Origin of the sequence: Litchfieldia salsa (genome assembly GCF_900104555.1) — a bacterium.
Classification (GTDB): Bacteria; Bacillota; Bacilli; order Bacillales; family Bacillaceae_L; genus Litchfieldia; species Litchfieldia salsa.
On record NZ_FNJU01000001.1, the window covers coordinates 377251 to 398738 of the forward strand.

Below are 21488 nucleotides of genomic sequence, written 5' to 3' on the forward strand. Positions count from 1 at the left end.
TTGTATCTACCATTTCAATACTAATGTCTAAAACAACAAAGTTTACGAAAATAGCCATCTATTAATAAAAGGCACAATCATCATTTTTAATCATGGTGGTTGGTGCCTTTTTATCGTTTCCATCCTTAGTTGTCATACTCTCTTCTTACAAAAAGTCCTTTTTATATCGAATGGCCATATAAATTCCACTAGCTAAAATGGCTAGCGCATATTTGATCATGAAAAAAATGTTCCACATATACTCTTTGGGAAAACGATGTCACATAGTATAATGGTCAACAGCATAAAGTAACTGCTCTTCAATATCGTTCTGGTGTAATTCACTCCTTAAGTTTCTGAGTTAGACCCTAAGAACATGACAAAAGGCATGAAGAATAATGTTATTCAACATGCCTTTTGTGTACAATTTGTATTTTAATGAAGTAAGAGTTTTTTTATTTTACTATTCGTTTGTCTCTTCTTCAACTTCTTCAGCTTGTTCTGAAGGTTCTTCATCAAGGTCTGGTTCTTCTTCGTCACCAACAGGTGCGTTAAGTTCTTCTTCAACTTCTTCAGCTTGTTCTGATGGTTCTTCATCAAGATCTGGTTCATGTTCGTCATTTACACCTTCATTAATCTCTTCTAGTGGTTCTTCATCCAGATCCGGCTCTTGTGAGTCCATGCTACTACAACCAACAACCAAACCAAATGAGAGAATAGCTGAAGATACCTTAAATAGATTTTTTTTCATTTTTTTATCCCTCCATTATTTCTTGCTTATAAGGTTTATTCCCGATATTTTAACTTTAAAACATGAAACTTGTTTTTTTCTTTTTGACTATCTTAAAGGTCATTGTTGATTTAGTAGAAGACCCCTGACTCTAGCGGTCTTTTATAAGTGGTTTGGAATTATACTCAAAGCAGACGAGTTCTGTCTTTCAATCTAAGCCTGCTTCTTCAAAATAAACCTACAGTTAGGATAATTACTACACCCTGTGAAGCCTCCATACTTCCCTGATCGTTGTACGAGGACTCCCCCACATTTCGGACAAGTATTTGAAGTGATTTTCTGTTGCTCTACTCGCAGTGTTGATTTTATCTTTGTGACATGCTCTTTTCGTTTATTCATGTCTGGTTTATGTACAAATGATAGTCTTGTCACAATTCGTTGTACCTGTTGCTGGGTTAAGATCGGTTTGTTAAAGCCGTGGATTGTCTTAAGTAGATCCTGAGTATAAACAACCTTCACTCGTTCACTTTGAACATTCATTTCTTTTAACGTTGCTCTTGGACTAAAGGCAATAATTGAATGAAAGATTGAATCATCATCATTATCCAAGAATCCTTGTATAGCTTTAATATGACCATAGTTTTGATGGATTGGGTTGTAGAACTGACTTTTCTTATTAAAAATGGTTTGTGTCCAATACTTATTTCGTTCGCATCCAAAAATCCAACCTTTGTAGTTCTTTGTCTCAATCACAAAAATCCCATACACCGAGACGATGACATGGTCAATTTGACTCGTCTTGCTACCTTTTGTGTGAAGCATGAAATCGTTTTTGGTTTTGTACACTCCTTTATCCAGTTTACTTAGAATAAGACTTACTGATTTCTCTCCGATGAAGCCCTTCACACTTGGAAATCGGGAGAGGATGGCTAGTGCAATTAGTAATAGGATGATTAGTTCCATTTCTTCACTTCATTTCTTTTATTATTAGGCAGTTTACGTATAGTTGCTATTTAACCATAGTTGTTGATTTCCACTCCAGATGCGATCTTTCCGCGGGGCAGGCGTTGAGCCTCCTCGTCGCTTTGCTCCTTTGGGGTCTCACCTGTCCTGCGCATCCCGCAGGAGTCTCGCATCTTCCGTTCCAATCAACTGAAATCATATCATGTCACAAAAACAAAATTCCCTTAGTATAGAGCCTCTATTTATAAGTTCAATTGCATCTCATGTTAAGCACGATTAGAATCACTATCAATCTCTTTTTCTTAGTTTCGCATTATATCTTAATAAGTATTTAATAGTGAAAAATAAAGCAATAGGAATTCCTATCATGAATACCATCGAAAATATAATTGCAATAGCGATGCCTGTCATTTTATCTAACCTCCTATTGCCTTTATTTTAAACGTGTAATCTTGATCATGTTAAAATTTTACATTACTTTTTCACAAAAATAAATGTATATATTTTTAAAGGATGTCGCGTTCGAAATGTAACAAACAAATACCAATGAAATTCAATTCGAAACACTTCCAAATGATCCTCCAGCAGGGGCTTGCACTTTAATTCTAAAACTTAACAACTATTGATGATAAATGCTTCATATATTAAAAGCAGAAACTGGATATTTTTAACAAAAAGGAGTGATGAAGTGTGGGACTATACCATAAAATCTTTAAAGAGTATTGGAACCCCTACCTTGCTATCAGTATTGCTGGGGTAATTAGTGCTTTGTATTTTGGTATTACTGGAACAGTTTGGGCTGTAACTGGAGAGTTTACTAGATTTGGCGGACATGTCTTACAATGGTTTGGAATTGATGTTTCACAATGGGATTATTTTAAACTAGTTGGTCTACAAGGAACTTCAATTACTCGAACAGATGGTTGGATTGTTATCGGGATGCTAGTTGGAGCACTCATTACCGTTTTACTGAGCAACAGTTTTAAAATACGTGTTCCAAAGCAAAAGCGTCGTCTTGTTCAAGGCTTTACCGGTGGCATAATTGCTGGTTTTGGTGCGAGACTTGCACTTGGTTGTAATTTAGCTGCCTTTTTTACTGGTGTTCCGCAGTTTTCCTTTCATGCATGGATTTTCATGTTGACTACTGCAATTGGAACATATTTTGGTGTAAAGGTCGTCAATACAAAATGGTGGCGGGGAAAACCCAAGTTATTGAAGGGAGCCATCACTCCTCCTGTTACAGAAAACGTACATAGCAGAAACATTCAACCATTACTAGGGCTATTATTTGCATGTGTTTATGCTGGCGTCATTGTTTATTTTTTTATAACGGATAAGCCCTTATTAGCTGTAGCTTGTATTGCCGGGGCGCTTTTCGGAATTCTCATTGAACGTGGGCAAATTTGCTTCACATCTGCTTTTCGAGATTTATGGGTTAGCGGACGGGCAATTATGTCAAAAGCCATTGCTGTTGGGATGCTAATTAGCGTTGTCCTTACTTTCTTCTATATTCAAAGTGGTTCACTAGCACTGATCAAAATAGCTGCACCAAGTACAGTAATAGGTGGTCTTTTGTTTGGTTTTGGAATTGTTCTTGCAGGAGGCTGCGAGACTGGGATGATGTACCGTGCAATGGAAGGGCAAATTCTATATTGGGTAGTTGGAGCAGGCAATATCGTTGGCGCTACTGTATTAGCGTATGGATGGGATCATCTAGGGATCTTTGATATGTTGGCAAAAGATTGGCCAGCTGTGAACTTAATTGTACATTGGGGTCCATATACCGCTCTTATTGTAACCATCATGATGCTACTCTTGTGGTTTTTCCTCTCAGGCTGGTGGGAAAAACGTTTCCGCTATGGTACCGGATTTAAACAAGTTAAACAAAGTCAAATTGTTATAACAAAGGAGGTGTAAACCTTGTCACAAGTAATGGATGTTAATTACACGTTAGACATTCGGGGCGAACCTTGACCATACCCCGTCATTTATGCGCTGGATGCGCTAAAAACGATGAAAATAGGGGAAGTCTTACAAATTATTGCTGACTGTCCTCAATCATTTCAAAGTGTACCTGAGGAGACTGTCAAACATGGCTATGAGCTTGTCATAAATCCTAAGAAGATCACCCAAGACATTTATTTCTATATAAGAGTAATAAAATAATAAGTCAATACAATTAGATGAATCCTCTCTTAAATTCATCTATACCTATTAAACTGAAACAAGAAGTGATCAGTATGTATCACTTCTTGTTTGATTCTCAATATATTACTTTGTTTGATGAGGTAATTGAAAAGTCCGCCATAATTCCCCTGTATGCCTCTGTCCCCACGAAAAGAGAGCCAAAGCTCCAAGATTGATGAATGTCAGCGATGTAATCCCGTGAAAAGAGACGGGAATCCCGCGAAATTTCGAGATAATCCCACGAAAGGTCAGTGTAATCCACGAAGTTCCAAACTGACGAAGGTGTGGCGCGGATTATTTTATTATTTACAATCATTTACAAACACTTAACATGAGACTTACCCCAAATTAATAGTTTCTTTTTATGATAAAAAAAGTGAGTTTAATAGTTTAGTTTAAAGGGGGATTATGATGAAGAACAATTTGAGAAAAAAGGTCGTTGGAGTATCAATGGCTGCTGCAGTTGCTTTTTCTTCATTAAGTTTTGCTGTAAATAACGAATTAGCGGAAGCACAGGACAAAAAAAACCAACCTACTAATGTTATTATGATGGTCATGGATGGGACAAGTGCCGGTGCTACTAGTCTAGCTAGATGGTATAAGGGTGAAAACCTTGCGATGGATGAAATCGTTATTGGAGCGGTTCGTACCCATTCGGCTGAATCTGCAATTACTGATTCCGCACCAGCAGCAACTGCTCTAGCAACTGGGTATAAGAGTAATGACAAGGTTATTGGACTTCTTCCACAAGAGGTGAATACACCAGGCGTTGACGCGATCAATCCTAAAGATGCATATAAGCCAGTTGCGAATGTACTAGAGGGAGCACAACTTGCTGGGAAGTCAACAGGAATCATCTCTACTTCTGAAATTCAACATGCAACACCTGCTGGTTTCTCTGCACATGCAGCACACCGTAGTAATTATCAAGACATTGCTGAACAACAAGTATACCAAGGGATTGATGTTGTACTAGGTGGAGGGAAAGAATCTCTAGCACCAGGGACAACAAGAAATGCACGTGTTGATGGTGAAAATCTATTAGACGTGATTGATGAAAATGGCTATGATTTTGTTGAGACAAGGGATGCACTATTAAATTCAACATCAGAGAAAATTTGGGGATCGTTTGCTCCTTCTGCTCTAGCATACGACTTTGATCGTCAAGCGAAGAAAAATAGTGAACCATCCATTGCTGAAATGACAAAGAAGGCAATTGATACTCTTTCTAAAAATGATAAGGGCTTCTTCCTATTTGTAGAAGGAAGTAAAGTTGACTGGGCAGCACATGGGAACGATACAGTTGGAATCATCAGTGATGTACTAGCTTTTGATGATGCAGTAAAAGAGGCACTTGATTTTGCCAAAAAAGATGGTAACACAATGGTTATTGCCGTGAGTGACCACGGAAATAGCGGAATCACAATGGGGAATGTGAATACAAACTCAACATATCCCGCCATTCCAGTTTCAGATTACATCGAACCTTTAAAGAAAGCATCAATGACCCTTGAAGGTGCTTTAAGCCAATTAAATTCAGATCGATCAAATATGAAAGAAGTTGCAGAGCTTTATGGTTTAGATGGACTAACACCAGAAGAAGTTAATTCTTTAAAAGCATCAAAAACGGTACATACCGATATGGCAAAAATGCTAGCAAATCGTGCTAACATTGGATATAGTACTGGTGGTCATACTGGTGAAGATGTATTCCTCTACGCATATGGTCCATCAAAACCTTATGGATTAGTAGATAATACTGACATCGCAAAGACAATGGCAAGCTTTATGGGAGTTGACCTTGATTCAACAACGGACAAGCTTTTTGTAAATGCAAAAGAGTCCTTTGAGAAGAAAGGCTACACGACTCGAATTGATGTAACAGATGCAAAAAATCCTGTTTTTGTTGCGGAGAAGAAGAACTTAAAAATCGAACTACCTATTAATAAAAACATTGCAGAAGTTACTCAAAATAAAAAAACATTCACAAAGCAACTTGATGGTGTAACAGTATACAACGGAAAAGATTTCTATGTTGCACAAAATGCATTAAATCTATCTAAATAAGGAAAAAAGGGATCCCCTATTCTCGTGGGGATCCCTCTTTTCCTTTATTATCTAGATTAACGTTTGACATACCTATAAATTAAACCAATAAGGCCACCTAAAATACTTGGCAACAACCAACCTACTCCCTCTGAATATAAAGGTAGATACGCTAGCGCATTAGAAATATAGACAGACTCAAGCCCTGCTAAAACGAATCCATCATAAACACTCACAATACTCGCACCCGCTATTGCCCCAATATAAATAGAGCTTGAAATCGATTTGATTGATTCTAGTAGTGATAAAACAATCAATACAATCGTAATCGGATAAATAGCGATCAGTAGAGGTAATGAAAATGAAATTAACTGTGATAACCCTAGGTTAGCCATGGTAAAACTAAACAAACATAAAATCGCAATAATGACTGGATATGATACACGACTAAAACGCTTGGCTAGAAACTCTCCACACGCAGAAACTAAACCAATAGAAGTTGTCAAACATGCCCCAACGATGACTAAAGCAAGCAAAAGTGAACCCATTCTACCAAATAATAGAGAAGTAACAGATGTAAGAATGGCTCCCCCATTATCCTGGATACCAACAGCATCTACACTAGTGGCACCAATATAAGCGAGTGAAAGATATACAAACGAAAGACCAGCACCGGCAATCATACCCGCTTTAATTGTATAAGAGCGGATCTCTCTTACTTGATTAACACCTTTTTCTTGAATCCGATTAATAATGACAATTCCAAAAACGAGTGCTGCAATGGCGTCCATCGTTAGAAAGCCTTCTAGAAAACCGCTAAAAAACGCTCCCTCTTTGAAAGATTCCACTGGTTCGCGCATAACACCCAAGGGTGAAACAAACCCTTTAATCGAGATCACCACAATGAGGATAAAAAGAATAGGAGTTAGTATTTTTCCAACACGGTCAACGAGTTTTGCTGGATTAAGAGCAAGCCAGAACGTAACCGAGAAAAAGATGAGTGTCGAAAGAAATAAACTTAATTGACTCGGGCTATCTAGAAAAGGAACAACCCCAACTTCATAAGCCACTGTTCCTGTTCGAGGGATTCCAAAAAACGGACCAATTGTTAAATAAATAACGACTGGAAAAACTAGAGCAAATCTCTTATGTACCCTTTTTGAAAGGACGTCTAAATCTCCTTCAACATTCGAAATCGCAATAATTGCTAGAAGAGGAAGACCCACTCCTGTAGCTAAAAACCCGATCACCGCAGGCCAAACAGACTCACCCGCCTTTTGTCCAAGCAATGGCGGAAAGATTAAATTCCCCGCTCCTAAAAATAAAGCAAACATAAAAAAGCCTAAAGCAATAATTTCCTTTGTTGGTAACTTACTTCTCATAAAAAATAGATCCTCCAAAAATGATCATTTGAATAATCTTTGAAAATGATGACCAATTATATCGATAACATTCAGGTTACGTTTATCAAAGATTCAAATTGTGTTTTTAAAAATTCGACATATTTCAACATTAATTATGACAAATCCGTTTATAGTTTACCATTAATTATCGAAATTCGTACCTAAAGTTTCGAAATACTTAAATTGTTCATTATTTCCAGTAAGAAAAACCGTCTGAAGTCATGCCTAGTTAAGACTCTGGTGCATTTGCAATCACTTCTCTTGTCTGAAGTCGACCCTAGTTCGGACTCTGGTGCACTTGCAATCACTTCTCTTGTCTGAAGTCAGCCCAACTTCGGACCCTGGTGCATTTGCAATCACTTCTCTTGTCTGAAGTCATCCCAACTTCGGACTCTGCCGCACTTGCAAATCACTTCTCTTGTCTGAAGTCAGCCCAACTTCGGACCCTGATGCATTTGCAATCACTTCTCCTGTCTGAAGTCGACCCTAGTTCGGACTCTTTAAACTTGCAACCACTACTCCTTGTCTGAAGTTGATCCTGGTTCAGACTCTGGTGCACTTGCCATCACTACTCTTGTCTGAAGTCGAACCTAGTTCGGACTCTGATAAACTTACAATAACTTCTCTTGTCTGAAGTCGACCCTAGTTCGAGACTTAGGTACATTCATCTTCACAACGCCTGTCCGAAGTCATCCCAACCCCAGACTCTCTGCACAAGATAAATCTCCCACAATTATTAGACTGAGACAAAAATAAAAAACCTTCTTTTGCACCTGTTAAGAGTGCAAAAGAAGGTTTAATTCCTTACCCTATTACTTTATTTCTTTTTCTAATGATGAAGAGGATGCTAGCACCTACAACCATTAATAACGCACCAAATGTTAATAAATTGAATACATTCGTTGCTGTTTCAGGTAGCTTCTCTCCATTGCCTGTTTTTTCTTTGACTGGATCCTTTGTTTCTGGATCTTTTGCTACTGGTTCTTCCTTAGCTGGATCCTTTGTTTCTGGATCTGTTACTGGCTCTGCTGGACTTGAAGCAATTTCAAATACCCCATAAATACTGAAATGCGTAACCTCAGCGGTCAACGTATTAGTTTCAGCATCAAAAGTTCCTTTGAATACTTCGTCCGTTTTATTACCATCTTTATCAATATAAACCACTTTTAAATCAGCCGTATTCTTAACCTTTTTTGGATCGATTTTAAATGATAATGTGACTGGAGTGTTACCAAACTCCGATATTTTACTTCCATCACCATTTAAGATATTAAAATCAAATAACTCACTAACAGCGTTATTGTTTTTATCTACGACCGCTTTTGATACTTCACCAAACTTAAATGTAATGTCTGCACCTGTTTTTAAAAGAGCGACAGGGACAGCTGCTGTTACACCTTTATAAGTCATTTCAATCGAAGCATCATCTTCCAATTGGTCAAGGACTTCTTTTGTAATTGATGTTTCACTTGAAGCTTTTTTCGTTTTATACACTTTACCTTCTTTTACTAGCTCTTTCTTATCTTTTACTACATCTTTCACCGGATCTTTGACTGGATCTTTCACTGGATCTTTCACAGGATCTTTTACAGGATCTTTCACTGGGTCAGTCCCTGGATCTGTTCCTGGGTCTGTTCCTGGATCAGTTCCTGGGTCTGTTCCTGGGTCTGTTCCTGGATCTGTTCCTGGGTCAGTCCCTGGATCTGTTCCTGGGTCTGTTCCTGGATCTGTTCCTGGATCTGTTCCTGGATCTGTTCCTGGATCTGTTCCTGGATCTGTTCCTGGATCTGTTCCTGGGTCTGTTCCTGGGTCTGTTCCTGGATCGCCTACTACACTATCATAATAAGCTTTAACTTCTGCACTAGTAAGAGCAGTGTTTCCATAGATTAATAGGTCATCCATTAATCCTTTATATGGAGTATCCCAATAGTTAACACCTAATGAAAATACACCATCAGTCGTTGTAAATAGGTCTGTAAATCCTTCTCCTGCAAATGCTTCCTCACCATTTACATACACAGTGATTTGGCCATTATCAACAGTAAACGCTACGTTTGTCCATTCATTTACTGGGATCTGCATGCCTGTAGTTGCATCATACCACTGAGTACCAGACCATACCATTGTATCTCCTACACCTGGTCCAAATGGTACTAGACTTAACCAGCTCTCATTTGTTCTTGCTCCAAAGAAGGTTGTTGTATGCTGTGTTAACTCCTCTGGCTTTAACCAAACAGATACAGAATAAGAGTTGCTTGAAATAAGCCCATTTGGTAATTGGATACCTGAAGCTCCGTTAAATACTGCAGCTTTACCTTTAATACCTTCAGCAAATGAAATCTCGCCACCAGTACTATCAATAAAGTTACCAGTAATCGTTCCATCTGTATTGTTTGCAGTAAGATCAACTAAATCATCTTCAAACGCATAATTAGCAGTTAAGCCATCTGGATTTTCATATAATGATAGTACTTCTTCAGCTGGAAGAGCTACACCATTATATACACGAACCTCATCCATCAATCCTTTGAAAGGAGTATCCCAATAGTTAACCCCTAAACCAAACGCTGCATCTAATGTGTCAAACACATGTGGGAAGCCAGTTCCTTCAAACTTAGCCTGACCATTAATATAAAACTCAACATTACCTTTGTTAACCGTTAACGTTACATGGCTCCATTCATCTACAGGTATCGTCATATCTGTATTTGCATCATACCATTCGCCACCGTTATTTGACCAAACCATTGTGTTACCCCATGATGTATATGGTACAACACTTAGCCAATTCGCATCTGTTTTCGCACCGAAGAATGCGGTTGTGAATTCAGTAATAGCCTCTGGTTTTAACCATAATGAGATTGAATAAGTATCACCTGAAACTAACCCGTCAGCAAGACGTAGTCCAGAGTTACCATCAAATTTAGCGGCTTGTCCTACTACACCATCGACTAGTGTAATTTCTCCACCCTCATTATTAATTCTGTTACCAGTTACAGTCGCAGCAGCTTGATTTCCAGAACGGTCATTAAAGCCATCACTGAAATCATAATAAGCAGCAAGTCCACCTTGTTCCTCTGCAAGCACAGTCACTGTAATTGTTAGCGTCTCTGTTACGTCACCTAATGTAATCGTTGCTGTTAAATCTACTACTGCATCTTCTGCTCCAAAGGTTGGTCTTACAACCACTCCGTCAGTTGAAACGACTTCTGGATGAGAAGATTCCCAAGAGATTGCAGTTCCTCTTGTTGCTAGCGTTGGAAGGTTTAAATCACTAATCACAGTAGCTGGATACATCGTACTCATTTCAGCCTTAATTGCTTGTACGAGTTCTGCATCTGAAGAAGCTTCCACATGACTACCCCAAATAACAACTCCGTCACCTGACATTGCACTAAAAGTCATTACCCAGCTCTTTGAAGTAGGGTCATATTGACGAATGAATACACCATCATACGTACCTTCATTATCAATTGTTAACTCAGCTTTGTAGTTGTCATATAGTCTCCATGTACCAGTAACAGATCCAGAGATTGTTTGGTCAGCATTTAATTTCACCCATGTTGACTCTGTTAAATCACCAGTAATTTCTTTACCATGATTAATATATTTATAATCACCTAGTACATCTGTATTCGAAACTGTTTCGATCGTCTCACCAGCATAGTGGTATGGTGTTGGTACTGGCCATTGACTACTATTTTTAAATGCCTGGTGTACACGAACCTCATGCATTTCTCCTTGTTGTGGGAAACGTGTATGAGTAACGAAAAATTCCTTACCAGCCTCTTCATCAATATAATAAGAGTTATGTCCTGGAGATAGGTAACCTGTTCCAATTCCTGTACCAGCTTCTCCTAGATCTCTTTTAAATAAGAAGTTTCCGATCATTTTATTTCCAATTTCTTTATGATCATCATTTCCTGGGAAGTTTCCTACCCCAAGATCAAATGATTCTGGATGTACAGCTTGAGTTCCGTCTGCATCTACATAAGGACCCTCGATATTTTTCGATCTGAACTGTCTCATTTGATAACCACCATCAGACGCTAATCCGCCGTAAGTGATATATAAGTAATAATAGTCTGTTTGCGCATCATATAATGCATATGTTGCTTCTGCAGATCTACCATATCCATTTGCAATCTTCGTACCGAAATATCGATCAATCATTCTACCATCTTCTGTTTGTCCATCTACTCCAGGATAATATGGTAAGCCTGTTTGTTTATCTAATTCTAAAACGAATGTACCACCAGACCATGATCCGTATGTCATCCATAGCTTGCCATCTCTACCATATAGAATGTTTGCATCAATTGCATTTGTATAAAGCTTATTATTATAAGCACCAGTTGAAGTAAACCATGCTGGATTTACCTCTTTGATCGTACCATTATCGATTAGTTTTGATAGATTCGTGTTTGACCAGTGTTTATTTACTTGACTGTTATTATCATAGGCTTCTACGTTCGTAAAGCCTGAGTACATAATTGTATCTACATATTTATAAGGACCTTCAATATTCTTCGAAGACGCAATCCCTATCGCAGAACGAATATAAGTAGAAGAAACACTGTAATACATCGTATATGCACCAGTCGTTCCATCTTCATTCACAAAATCCTTATTCCAAATAATATCTGGAGCCCAAACTGCGAACCCATTTTTACTATCTGAATCATTTTCTCCTGCCCACTTAAATGACTCTGCTAGATTTGCAGATAAATCGCCATAAAGAGTGTTATTTGGAGTGCTATATCCATTTGTGAAGTTTTCCCAATTAATTAAATCGGTCGACTTAGCAGCAGCAATATGTGAACCAAACACATAATATGTACCGCTTTCATTATCTTTTATAATTGAAGGATCATGTACAGATGCCCTTTCAAAGGTCAGTTCAGGTGATTCTGTATTAGTTGTTGTTGGTTCCGCAGCAAAACTAGCACCTGGGAACAATAAAATCACTGCTAAAAAAACAAGTGTCATTCTTTTTAAGAATCGTTTATTCACTTAGCCTACACCTTCTCTTCTTATTATTATGATAGCGCAATCATTCTTTCGTTTTGAAAAAGCGACAAAGAAGCGACATTCTTTTTACTCAACTTTCTAAGTGACATATCCATACAAAAGCTCAAAAGTCGGTAAAATGGCTTACATAAACCCCCTCCTTCTCCCACACATGTACTTATAAGTGGTGAAACGCTTACAACAAAAAACTCAAATAAGTCACTTCAAAATTAACAATACTATAATTCTAGTAAAATCTCAATAAAATTAAGAAAAATATTACCATTTATAGTACATTATACTAAAAACAGCATTCAGCTTGTGCATACAACCAATTATTTTTTAAAAAAAATAAACAAGTCACACCATCTACACAATTATTCATACGTACAAATTGACAAAAAAACATAAATTCCTACAACTAGTTCTCCGTATGAATTAGCCATTCCCCCCAATTGTTATAGTAGCCTACAGCATGCAAATAAGTTTGCGGTGAAGATCTAGTAAAGTTGTATGAAAAAACTAGATTTTAAGTGGAATCTAACAGATTACTAGCCCAAATTCGACAACGATTCCCTATAAAATCTCAATTGTTTTATTTAAACAGAATATGTGGTATCCTTATCAATGGTAAATTATTCTATTTTTACCAACTAACAGGAATGTAAAGAACCCTGATTTTTTTTCGATTGTAAAAGGAGTAATAATAAATGAATCTGTTAACAATCTTAGTGCCTGCCTATAATGAAGAGGATGTCCTACAGCAACTATATGATCGATTAAATAAAGTGATAAGTAGTGTACCTTCCTACCAATTTGAAATTTTATTTGTGAATGATGGTAGTAAAGATCATACCTTATCGATTATAAAAAAAATAAGAGAACGAGATAAAGGAGTTTCTTATCTGAATCTGTCTCGTAATTTCGGGAAAGAGATTGCTATGATTGCAGGCTTAGACCATGCCAAAGGTGATGCTGTTATCATAATCGATGCTGATTTGCAGGATCCTCCAGAGTTAATCCCTGAAATGATTAAGTATTGGGAAATGGGATATGATGATGTTTACGCCAAGAGAAAGTCTCGGTCTGGTGAATCATGGTTTAAAAAATGGTCATCCTCCACTTTTTATAAGCTGCTTCAAAAAATAACAAAGATTCCGATTCAAGAAAATACTGGTGATTTTCGCCTCCTTGATAGGCGATGTGTGGAAGCACTTAAGCAAATCCGTGAGACTCAAAGGTACACAAAAGGAATGTTTAGCTGGATTGGCTATCATAAAATGGAGCTATTATTTGACCGTGATTCAAGAGCTGCTGGTGAAACAAAATGGAATTATGCTAGATTAGTAGACTTAGCCATCGAGGGAATTACTTCGTTTACAACGGCTCCATTGAGATTATCAGCTTTATTTGGTTGTGTAGTATCCTTTTTTTCTTTTATCTATATTATTTGGATTGTAACAAACACACTTTTATTCGGGGCATCTGTTGCTGGATATCCTTCTTTAATGACAGTCGTTTTATTTTTAGGTGGAATTCAACTGCTCTCATTAGGAATTATCGGAGAGTATTTGGGGAGAATCTTCAATGAGACGAAACGTCGACCACTTTATTTAATAGATGAATATAATAATCAAAAGGCTTTAAACCGAAACACAGATATAGCTGAAGTTAAAACATTTGTGCATCACTGAAACAGAGGGAGACTATGAACAATAAGAAAGAAATCATAAACTATCTAATCTTTGGGGTACTAACAACTGCTATTAATATTATCAGCTTTTGGATCCTTGATCGTCTGGTTGGGTTGGATTACCGACTAGCAACCAGCATTGCCTGGATTTTATCCGTCATTTTTGCTTTTGTGACAAATAAATTGTATGTGTTTAATAGTATTGGTAAAGATGTCTATTCCGTTATAAAAGAGTTTTCTTCTTTTATCTTTTTTCGCTTGCTGTCCTACGCATTAGACCTTATCACCATGATTATGCTGGTGGAATCCATTCAAATGGACAGCTTGTATGCAAAGGTACTAGCAAACGTATTGGTTGTTATTTTCAACTATTTCGCTAGTAAATTTATTATCTTTAAGACCTTAGAAAAATAGTAGAAAAAGTATACTTTGAGAACCCAGGCTGATTGAAAACGCTTGAAGTCGAGGCGCACCCCCTTGAGAGGAGCGGAGTTACCAAGAGGGTAATGAGCACCGAGCGAGGGGTTGCAACGAAGAATACGAGCGTTTGTCAACAGCCTGACTCATGAGAAATTGAAAGGATATTAGTTCATGAACAAAACAAAAGATGTACTGAAGCTCTTGGGGTTATTTATCACCCCTATTTTTATATTATTAACTGTACTTATAAAATTAAAAATAGCTCCGTTTGGTGAGGAATCGATTTGGTATATTGATCTCCCAGCTCAAATGACGATGTTTTATCATCATTTATATGATGTCTTTCAAGGAGACAGCAGCGCGATTTATACATGGAATTATGGAATGGGCACCTCTTTTTGGGCCACCATCTGTTATTATTTATCATCACCATTATCGATTTTAATCCTGCTATTCCCAGAATCTTATATGCCTTATTCTATCTTAATGATTTGGCTAGCGAAAATCGGGCTCAGTTCTGTGACCATGTCGTATTTATTAAAAAAGCATTTTACAAAACAAGGATTCATCATTTTTATCTTTTCAATCAGCTATGCACTGATTTCATTTTCGATTACCTATTACTTCTTACCAATGTGGTTAGATGCGATTTATTTACTACCACTGATCATTGCAGGCGTTCATGATCTATTAAAATCTGAAAAGCACTCTTTATTCTTAATCAGCTTAACGATCTTATTCTTTGCAAATTTCTATATTGCGTATATGGTTGGAATTTTTGTCTTTCTCTATTTTGTTGCTGAATGCATTGTACATCAATTTAACAAAAAAGAGCTGATAAATAGAGTCGTACTCTTTTTCAAGAGCGTCTTTTTCGCCTTTTTATTCACGTCATTCATCACTATTCCTACATACCTTGAACTAAGAAGTAATAAGTATACGTCTGAAGCAATTGAGTTAACTACCTATCTATTAAACCCGCTAGAGCTATATTCTTATTTTTTCAATGGTACGACTCCCATTCAAAATATAAGTATTTATGCGGGGCTCGTGGTTCTTTTATTAGTGCCTTTATATTTCTTTAATGATAAATACCATGTTAGAGAACGGGTTGTTTACGGATTGTTAGTAGCGTTTGTTTTATTCAGTATGACAAGCACTTTATTAAACATGGCTTGGCATGTTTTTGAAATGCCAAATGGTGCTTATTATCGCTATGCATTTATTGTGTCATTCTTAATGATCATCTTTTCTGTAAAAGCACTCACTAAGTTGGAATTCTCGACAATAAAGCCATTGATGATTGTGCTTATTTTTAACATAGTGATCTTAAGTTTAGCAAACAAGCTATTTAATCAGACGGTCTTTAATTTAGATTTAATTAATCGAAATATAGTGTTATTGGCTTTGTTTACCGTAATACTTGTTATTTTAATGAATAAGAAAATGTCTAGTAAGGTACATACTCTTGCTAAAATCGGCCTATGCCTTCTGATCTTTATTGATCTTGGGCTGAATATCCAAGCTGTTTTAGTAAACTATATGAAGGTTTCTCGACCATATAACTGGTATAACACCCATAACCCTTCATACTCAAACGCCATTGACCGATTGCATGAGATGGATGATTCGTTTTTCCGAACGAAGGTTGAACCGAGCCTATCACAATCAAAAAATGAATCCCTAAGATATAAATATAAAGGCATGTCCATCTATACCTCTACTGGTCAGGCAGAGCATAATCTATTTTTAAATCAGCTTGGTTACCCTGCTAATACTCGGGCAGCTGGGATGGAGAATGGAATCTTTTTGAGTGATACCTTATTAGGATTTAAATATGTCGTAACCACCCAAGAATTAGATGATAGAATCTATACGAAGATGTTTGAAGAAGAAGAGATTAATGTATATAAAATCAATACGAATCTTCCATTAGGATACATGGTGAATGAAGGATTTATGACTCACATCGGTGAAACAGACCTATTCAGCATACAAAACAGTCTAATTAATGGTCATAACAGCGATGCTTTCTATTATGAACAGCAAGACCCTCAACTAACATTAAACGGATTAGTGAGTCAATTAGATGCTGAGGGAAATAGTCTGCTACAAAGACAGACAGCAACTTCAACTCCTTCTATAGAAGCAAACATAAGCATCAATGAAACAAGAGAATTATATATGAAGGTGGACAGTGAGACTTATAAGAATGTTGAAGATAAGATCGAAATCTTCATAAACAACACACCTATTGTTGCGTTAAAGACGGAAATATCAAACTTACTTCATTTAGGTACTTACCAAGATGAAAAACTAACGATCAACATTAAGCTAAAAGATAGCCTACAAAGTCTTCAAACGCCTGTTTTTTATACATTAAATCATTCAATGTTAGAAAAGCAGATAAATGAGTTAAAAGGTGAATCTCTTGTCATTAAGGATTATTCTGATACGAATGTACGTGGAGAGCTCACGGTCAATCAAGACGAAGAGATGTTATTTATGAGTATTCCTTATGATGACAATTGGAAGGTTACAGTTGATGGTGTGACTACCGAATACACTAAAATAGGTAATTTTATTGGGATTCCGTTGGAGAAAGGGACGCATGAGATTCATTTAGAGTATATTCCTAGAATTTTGTATATTTGTATGGGAGTTTCGGCGGTATCATTGTTAGGTTATTTGGTTCTTGTTTTTGGGGGTAGGAAAAAGGATCGAAAGCGTAGTGGAGCATGAATGGTTAAGGCTGAGTCAAAGGGTTGTTGATTAACTTCCTTTTGACTTTTTCTATCTCGTTACTTAACTTGTGATTTTTCGTAAAAATTACTATATGAATAGCGAGTATGATAAGACCTTAAGTACTGATTTCAATGAGAATTTGTCAATCTTGATAGTTCGTCAACATACTATCTCTGCGATGTAAATGCCATCTCGCCTCGCCCATTTCTCTGTCTAACTCACTTTCACCTCCGCCTTCTTGTATCGATTTTTGTGCATGGAGGAGAATAGGAGGAGAATTTACCGCTATTGTTTATGGGAAGCTTAAAAAAGGAAGATTAAGGGGAAATATTACCGTTAACGGCTCTAAATTATTAGAAATCCAAGGATTTTCACTAAATAAGGGAAAAAACTCCTCTTATTATTAAGAAAATAGGGCTATTTCCATAAATAGGGGGAATTTTTCCGCTTATTTTTCATCTATGAAATTGAAAACTCCAGATTCAACGGTACCTGTTAGGAGCTCCACTCCATACTCTTGCTATACTGCCTTATCTTTCTACCAATTCAAGCTTCTCACCATTCGGACCTTCGAAAAACGCAATCTTCACTGTACCATTAAAAATGTTTCGAGGTTCCTCATCTACTAATTTGACACCAGCTTCTTTTAAGCGTACGAGTTCAGCTTCAATGTTGCCCACAGTAAATGCCAAGTGGTTTACAATTCCTTCGCTTTCAACCTTGACTCCATAGACAAGCTCAACCTCTGCACTCGGCTGCTCTGGGAAAAATAAAAACGCAAGCTCAACCGTGTCATTTAACCACTCTCTCTTTCTTAATTCTAAACCGAGGATATTTTGATAGAACGCTAAAGACTCGTCCATATCTTTGACCATAATTCCCACATGTTCGATTTTCACTGGGCATTCCTCCTACCAAAAATTAGTATGTATTGTACTCTTATATTATAATCTGAGGATGATTGTTCCGATAGCCAAAGATGTTTAAAATTATATCTTTCTACTTTCCCCTAAATCATACCATAACATATGAAATATAGAGTGCTTAACTGGTAGCTTTTCATCCCTCTTATCAGCCCATTTTTTTGGATGATAATCAGAAATCAGAGGCGTTCGCTCATCCTAAATTTCACAAAGGAAAAAGAGCGATTCCCATGATATCGCCCTAGTACAGTTATTTTATCGACCTAGCGATCTCAATCATTTCTTCCTTAGTAATCCGATGACTAGTCATTTCGATATAGGTCCCATCCTGCTTCCAGCAAAGAATCCCACCTAATGGTTCATTCTCCCATGCTTGAAAATAGGCTGGTTGCTTATTAATAATAAGATCATCCATACCATTATAGGATCGAAACGGATCAATTGAACCTCTTTGTTCGATCCCTACTTGCAGGAATTCATCATTAGCATCCATATAATGCAGACTAAAGGTTTTCACCACATTTGAATCAGGATAGGTTTTAATTTCTAACGTCCAACTCTCTGGAAATTCTTCAGGAACTAATACCATAAAGGATACCTTCTCCTGAATCTCTTCAATCGTTAAACTATCATGATTATACTTGATTTCTCTCGCATCGATGTTTGCCGGGAAACAAATGACTACTAGCATAATAGCACTGATAAAATAAACCTTAAAAGACATCTCACAACCTCATTTCTATCGCAACATTTGAGCTTAGTATTTCCGTCTTTTGATACACTTATCAAAAATGAATAGAAATCTATTTTGTTGATTAAAATGATGCTATCATGATAACCATGGTGGTGCTAAAAAATGAAGATTCCCGCTAGAGAACTCTATTATTTGGACGTCATTCAGAAATTACCTCATCGAACAAAGACTATTTTAGGAGAATTGATTTTTCGAGGATCAAAGGATGGTTTCATTGTTTTGAAAAAGAGGACACGGGAGATTCAACAATTAATAGAGTTAGGCTTAATTGTAGATAACCCGATTTATCGTGGAAAAGGATTTAGCATATCAATCCTCCCCACTGCGCCTCATCTTCACCGAGCTTATAAAAGGAAGTTTCAACGAGAAGGTGGAGTTGTGATTGAGAAGGAGTCTAGTTGAACAATCATATTGACTAGACTCCTTTTTTGTATTCTTTGTTTACTTTTTTCCTACATCATTTTTTTACAAGCTATGGTGTATAAATACTTGGCATAGACGGTGTTTTCATTCCACTTCCTAAGTAGAAGCTTGTATGAGGTGGTTGATTATAGCCAGTATTTTGAGAAGCGATACTTGTACGGTACAGAGCATCATGCATAAGTGTGAAAATTCTCTGAGTGGTAACATGAGTAGTGGTATAAATTCGTAAAGCACTGCTATCTTCTGTTCTCCAAATTACTTCTTCTCTCCAGTCACCAAATAAGTCAACTTGTAGACTAGGGTTTCCTTTAGTCCCATTATTAGAAAAAGTCCCTGATGCTGTTAAAAGGGTGTCTAGCTTATTTTGTTGATAATTCCATTTATAGATTGTACCAACACCAAACGATCCACTCCATTTATGATCAAGGAGCTCCCGAGAAAGGTCTCCGTCCCACCATATAGTAGAATTCATAGAAGAAGGAGGTGTGCTACTAATTTGGGAACCTGTAACAGAATATAATGCTTGACCGGAAGCCCAAAGCTCAGTACCTGCATAACGAGGATCAATGTCCGCAGCTACACCTCGACCAGTATCTTTACCTGTTTTAATTCCCCATAGTAGTTGGCCTGAATCTCCATCGCGAATTCCCATACCGATAGGAGAATTAGCATTTTCATGTACTTGATAAATCTCGATTCCTGAGTGATTAGGATTTAAATCACCAACATGATGAGCATCACCATGCCCCCAACCTGTTGTATGTAGGCCTCGACCATTATCATCAATAGCCATTGCACCATAAACGATTTCATCTTTTCCGTCTCCATCAAGATCTGCGGCGGAAAGACTATGATTTCCCTGTCCTGCATAATTTTCATTTCCTGAATCATCACTATCAAATGTCCATAACTCTGTTACATCACCATTTCTATAATTATAAGCAGTAAGCATCGTTTTATTATAATATCCACGGCCCATGATCAAGCTTGGTCTCTGACCATCAAGGTAGGCAACACCAGCAAGGAAGCGGTCGACTCTGTTACCATAACAATCTCCCCAATCACATACATTCCCTCGTTCTGGTTTAAAACGAATATTTTCCAACGCACGACCAGAGCCTCCGCTAAAAATAGTTAAATATTCAGGCCCTGATAACACCCTTCCCTTTGTATCACGATAATCAGCATTAGCACTTCCTATCACAGATCCTTGGCCATCTACGGTACCATCAGCTGTTTTCATAGCTACTTCAGATCTTCCATCTCCATCTAGATCATATACGACAAATTGGGTGTAGTGTGCTCCTGCTCGTATATTTTTACCTAGATTTATTCTCCATAGTCGAGTACCATCTAGATGGTATGCATCTACGTAAACATTTCCTGTATATCCATCTTGAGAATTATCCTTTGAATTTGAAGGGTCCCATTTTACGATAATTTCATAATCACCATCTCCATCTAAATCTCCTACACTGGCATCATTTGCACTATAAGAGTAACTTACTCCATCAGGTGTCGTACCTCCACTTGGTTTTTGTATAGGTAGGTTTAAATAGTTTTGACCCCAAACTTTAACTGATTCAGATGCCGCTTGTTCTGTATTATTTATGACTGCCTTTATATAATAGGTTGAATCTGTGGATCCATTTGCATCTAAATAATTTGTACTTGATGAAATTGGATTAGAATTTACTTTCTGACCATTTCTATAGAGGTTAAATGAAACATTACTAGGTTCTGTTCCAAATAGCCTCCAGCTTATAAACACACCTTCAAACGTTTTTACAGCTGTTAAACCTCGATCTAAGGATTCCATTTGTCGTGATGAAGCCGCTTGAACATTGTTTTGTGTAGTTAGTGGTATTACAAGTGAAGAAACCACTAGAGTACCTATTACAATACCTTTTGCCATCTTAAGGTATGCCCAATTCTTTGCCAAAATTCACCAACTCCTATACAAAAGTTTAAATATGCTTGTTCTTGGTTGCATTGCTTTATTTCTAGGATTTATTGTGAATAGTAGCTGTATATTAGAGGGAATAAATGAGGAGTAATAGAAAAAATTCACAAAAGAGAAACTTATTTTTAAATGCTTTATGAATCATACTTAAAATTAATTAACCATTAATCACCCCATCCTAAAAATGGTAAACATTCACAATTATTATCAACCTTCTTTTTCTAAATTCATATATAAAAAACAGATATT

15 protein-coding genes and 1 pseudogene are annotated in these 21488 nt (G+C 37.0%); 7 read left to right on the top strand and 9 right to left on the bottom strand.

All coding sequences use genetic code 11. The annotated features are described in order from the left end of the window. Positions 1-145: 145 nt before the first annotated feature. From BLQ56_RS23780 to BLQ56_RS24000, 4 genes and pseudogenes are all read right to left on the bottom strand, one after another. Positions 146-303, bottom strand: a pseudogene (locus tag BLQ56_RS23780) (DUF2178 domain-containing protein); the annotation flags it as partial. 139 nt (positions 304-442) lie between these two features. Further along, positions 443-730: a hypothetical protein gene (locus BLQ56_RS01750; protein ID WP_090849404.1), complete on the bottom strand. Its 288-nt coding sequence runs from the start codon at positions 728-730 to the stop codon at positions 443-445. Between the two features lie 192 nt (positions 731-922). Next, positions 923-1672 (bottom strand): NERD domain-containing protein, encoded by a 750-nt coding sequence (locus BLQ56_RS01755; protein ID WP_090850054.1) that lies wholly within the window; start codon positions 1670-1672, stop codon positions 923-925. Positions 1673-1960: 288 nt separating this feature from the next. Then, complete coding sequence (locus BLQ56_RS24000; protein WP_274380192.1) at positions 1961-2083, bottom strand: hypothetical protein; 123 nt, start codon at positions 2081-2083, stop codon at positions 1961-1963. Positions 2084-2362: 279 nt separating this feature from the next. Between BLQ56_RS24000 and yedE the strand changes: the two genes are divergently transcribed. The 3 genes from yedE (at position 2363) to BLQ56_RS01770 (ending at position 5926) form a co-directional block, all read left to right on the top strand. Further along, a complete protein-coding gene (yedE, locus tag BLQ56_RS01760; protein ID WP_090849405.1) occupies positions 2363-3589 on the top strand; it encodes a selenium metabolism membrane protein YedE/FdhT in 1227 nt (408 codons plus the stop codon). 69 nt (positions 3590-3658) lie between these two features. After that, positions 3659-3838, top strand: coding sequence for a sulfurtransferase TusA family protein (locus tag BLQ56_RS01765; RefSeq protein ID WP_274380198.1), 180 nt, complete (start codon positions 3659-3661; stop codon positions 3836-3838). A gap of 432 nt (positions 3839-4270) precedes the next feature. After that, a complete protein-coding gene (locus BLQ56_RS01770; protein WP_090849406.1) occupies positions 4271-5926 on the top strand; it encodes an alkaline phosphatase in 1656 nt (551 codons plus the stop codon). A 56-nt stretch (positions 5927-5982) separates the two neighbouring features. Here the strand turns inward: BLQ56_RS01770 and brnQ are convergent, their stop codons facing one another. Together brnQ and BLQ56_RS01780 are read right to left on the bottom strand one after the other, a co-directional pair. Further along, complete coding sequence (gene brnQ, locus BLQ56_RS01775) at positions 5983-7287, bottom strand: branched-chain amino acid transport system II carrier protein (protein ID WP_090849407.1); 1305 nt, start codon at positions 7285-7287, stop codon at positions 5983-5985. Positions 7288-8112: 825 nt separating this feature from the next. Further along, complete coding sequence (locus tag BLQ56_RS01780) at positions 8113-12321, bottom strand: LamG-like jellyroll fold domain-containing protein (protein ID WP_090849408.1); 4209 nt, start codon at positions 12319-12321, stop codon at positions 8113-8115. A gap of 707 nt (positions 12322-13028) precedes the next feature. On the opposite strand from BLQ56_RS01780, the gene BLQ56_RS01785 reads away from it, so the two are divergent. The 3 genes from BLQ56_RS01785 (at position 13029) to BLQ56_RS01795 (ending at position 17173) form a co-directional block, all read left to right on the top strand. Further along, a complete protein-coding gene (locus BLQ56_RS01785) occupies positions 13029-14012 on the top strand; it encodes a glycosyltransferase family 2 protein (protein WP_090849409.1) in 984 nt (327 codons plus the stop codon). Positions 14013-14026: 14 nt separating this feature from the next. Next, a complete protein-coding gene (locus tag BLQ56_RS01790; RefSeq protein ID WP_090849410.1) occupies positions 14027-14425 on the top strand; it encodes a GtrA family protein in 399 nt (132 codons plus the stop codon). A 177-nt stretch (positions 14426-14602) separates the two neighbouring features. Next, complete coding sequence (locus BLQ56_RS01795) at positions 14603-17173, top strand: YfhO family protein (RefSeq protein WP_090849411.1); 2571 nt, start codon at positions 14603-14605, stop codon at positions 17171-17173. 533 nt (positions 17174-17706) lie between these two features. Here the strand turns inward: BLQ56_RS01795 and BLQ56_RS01800 are convergent. Beyond that, a complete protein-coding gene (locus BLQ56_RS01800; protein WP_238457134.1) occupies positions 17707-18075 on the bottom strand; it encodes a VOC family protein in 369 nt (122 codons plus the stop codon). Positions 18076-18349: 274 nt separating this feature from the next. Further along, positions 18350-18823 carry a DUF4367 domain-containing protein gene (locus BLQ56_RS01805; protein ID WP_090849412.1) on the bottom strand — a complete coding sequence of 158 codons (474 nt, stop codon included), beginning with the start codon at positions 18821-18823 and terminating at the stop codon, positions 18350-18352. 132 nt (positions 18824-18955) lie between these two features. On the opposite strand from BLQ56_RS01805, the gene BLQ56_RS01810 reads away from it, so the two are divergent. After that, positions 18956-19255 carry a hypothetical protein gene (locus tag BLQ56_RS01810; RefSeq protein WP_090849413.1) on the top strand — a complete coding sequence of 100 codons (300 nt, stop codon included), beginning with the start codon at positions 18956-18958 and terminating at the stop codon, positions 19253-19255. Between the two features lie 70 nt (positions 19256-19325). Here BLQ56_RS01810 and BLQ56_RS01815 read toward each other — a convergent pair whose 3' ends face one another. Next, entirely contained in the window at positions 19326-21191 is a 1866-nt protein-coding gene (locus BLQ56_RS01815) for a rhamnogalacturonan lyase (RefSeq protein WP_386756460.1), read from the bottom strand. Positions 21192-21488: the final 297 nt, after the last annotated feature.

What these genes read in the sequence shown, in the direction of transcription:
- BLQ56_RS01750 (WP_090849404.1), bottom strand. Translation starts at nt 730, where the DNA reads ATGAAAAAAAATCTATTTAAGGTATCTTCAGCTATTCTCTCATTTGGT.
- BLQ56_RS01755 (WP_090850054.1), bottom strand. Translation starts at nt 1,672, where the DNA reads ATGGAACTAATCATCCTATTACTAATTGCACTAGCCATCCTCTCCCGA.
- BLQ56_RS24000 (WP_274380192.1), bottom strand. Translation starts at nt 2,083, where the DNA reads ATGACAGGCATCGCTATTGCAATTATATTTTCGATGGTATTCATGATA.
- BLQ56_RS01770 (WP_090849406.1), top strand. Translation starts at nt 4,271, where the DNA reads ATGAAGAACAATTTGAGAAAAAAGGTCGTTGGAGTATCAATGGCTGCT.
- brnQ (WP_090849407.1), bottom strand. Translation starts at nt 7,287, where the DNA reads ATGAGAAGTAAGTTACCAACAAAGGAAATTATTGCTTTAGGCTTTTTT.
- BLQ56_RS01785 (WP_090849409.1), top strand. Translation starts at nt 13,029, where the DNA reads ATGAATCTGTTAACAATCTTAGTGCCTGCCTATAATGAAGAGGATGTC.
- BLQ56_RS01790 (WP_090849410.1), top strand. Translation starts at nt 14,027, where the DNA reads ATGAACAATAAGAAAGAAATCATAAACTATCTAATCTTTGGGGTACTA.
- BLQ56_RS01795 (WP_090849411.1), top strand. Translation starts at nt 14,603, where the DNA reads ATGAACAAAACAAAAGATGTACTGAAGCTCTTGGGGTTATTTATCACC.
- BLQ56_RS01805 (WP_090849412.1), bottom strand. Translation starts at nt 18,823, where the DNA reads ATGTCTTTTAAGGTTTATTTTATCAGTGCTATTATGCTAGTAGTCATT.
- BLQ56_RS01810 (WP_090849413.1), top strand. Translation starts at nt 18,956, where the DNA reads ATGAAGATTCCCGCTAGAGAACTCTATTATTTGGACGTCATTCAGAAA.
- BLQ56_RS01815 (WP_386756460.1), bottom strand. Translation starts at nt 21,191, where the DNA reads ATGGCAAAAGGTATTGTAATAGGTACTCTAGTGGTTTCTTCACTTGTA.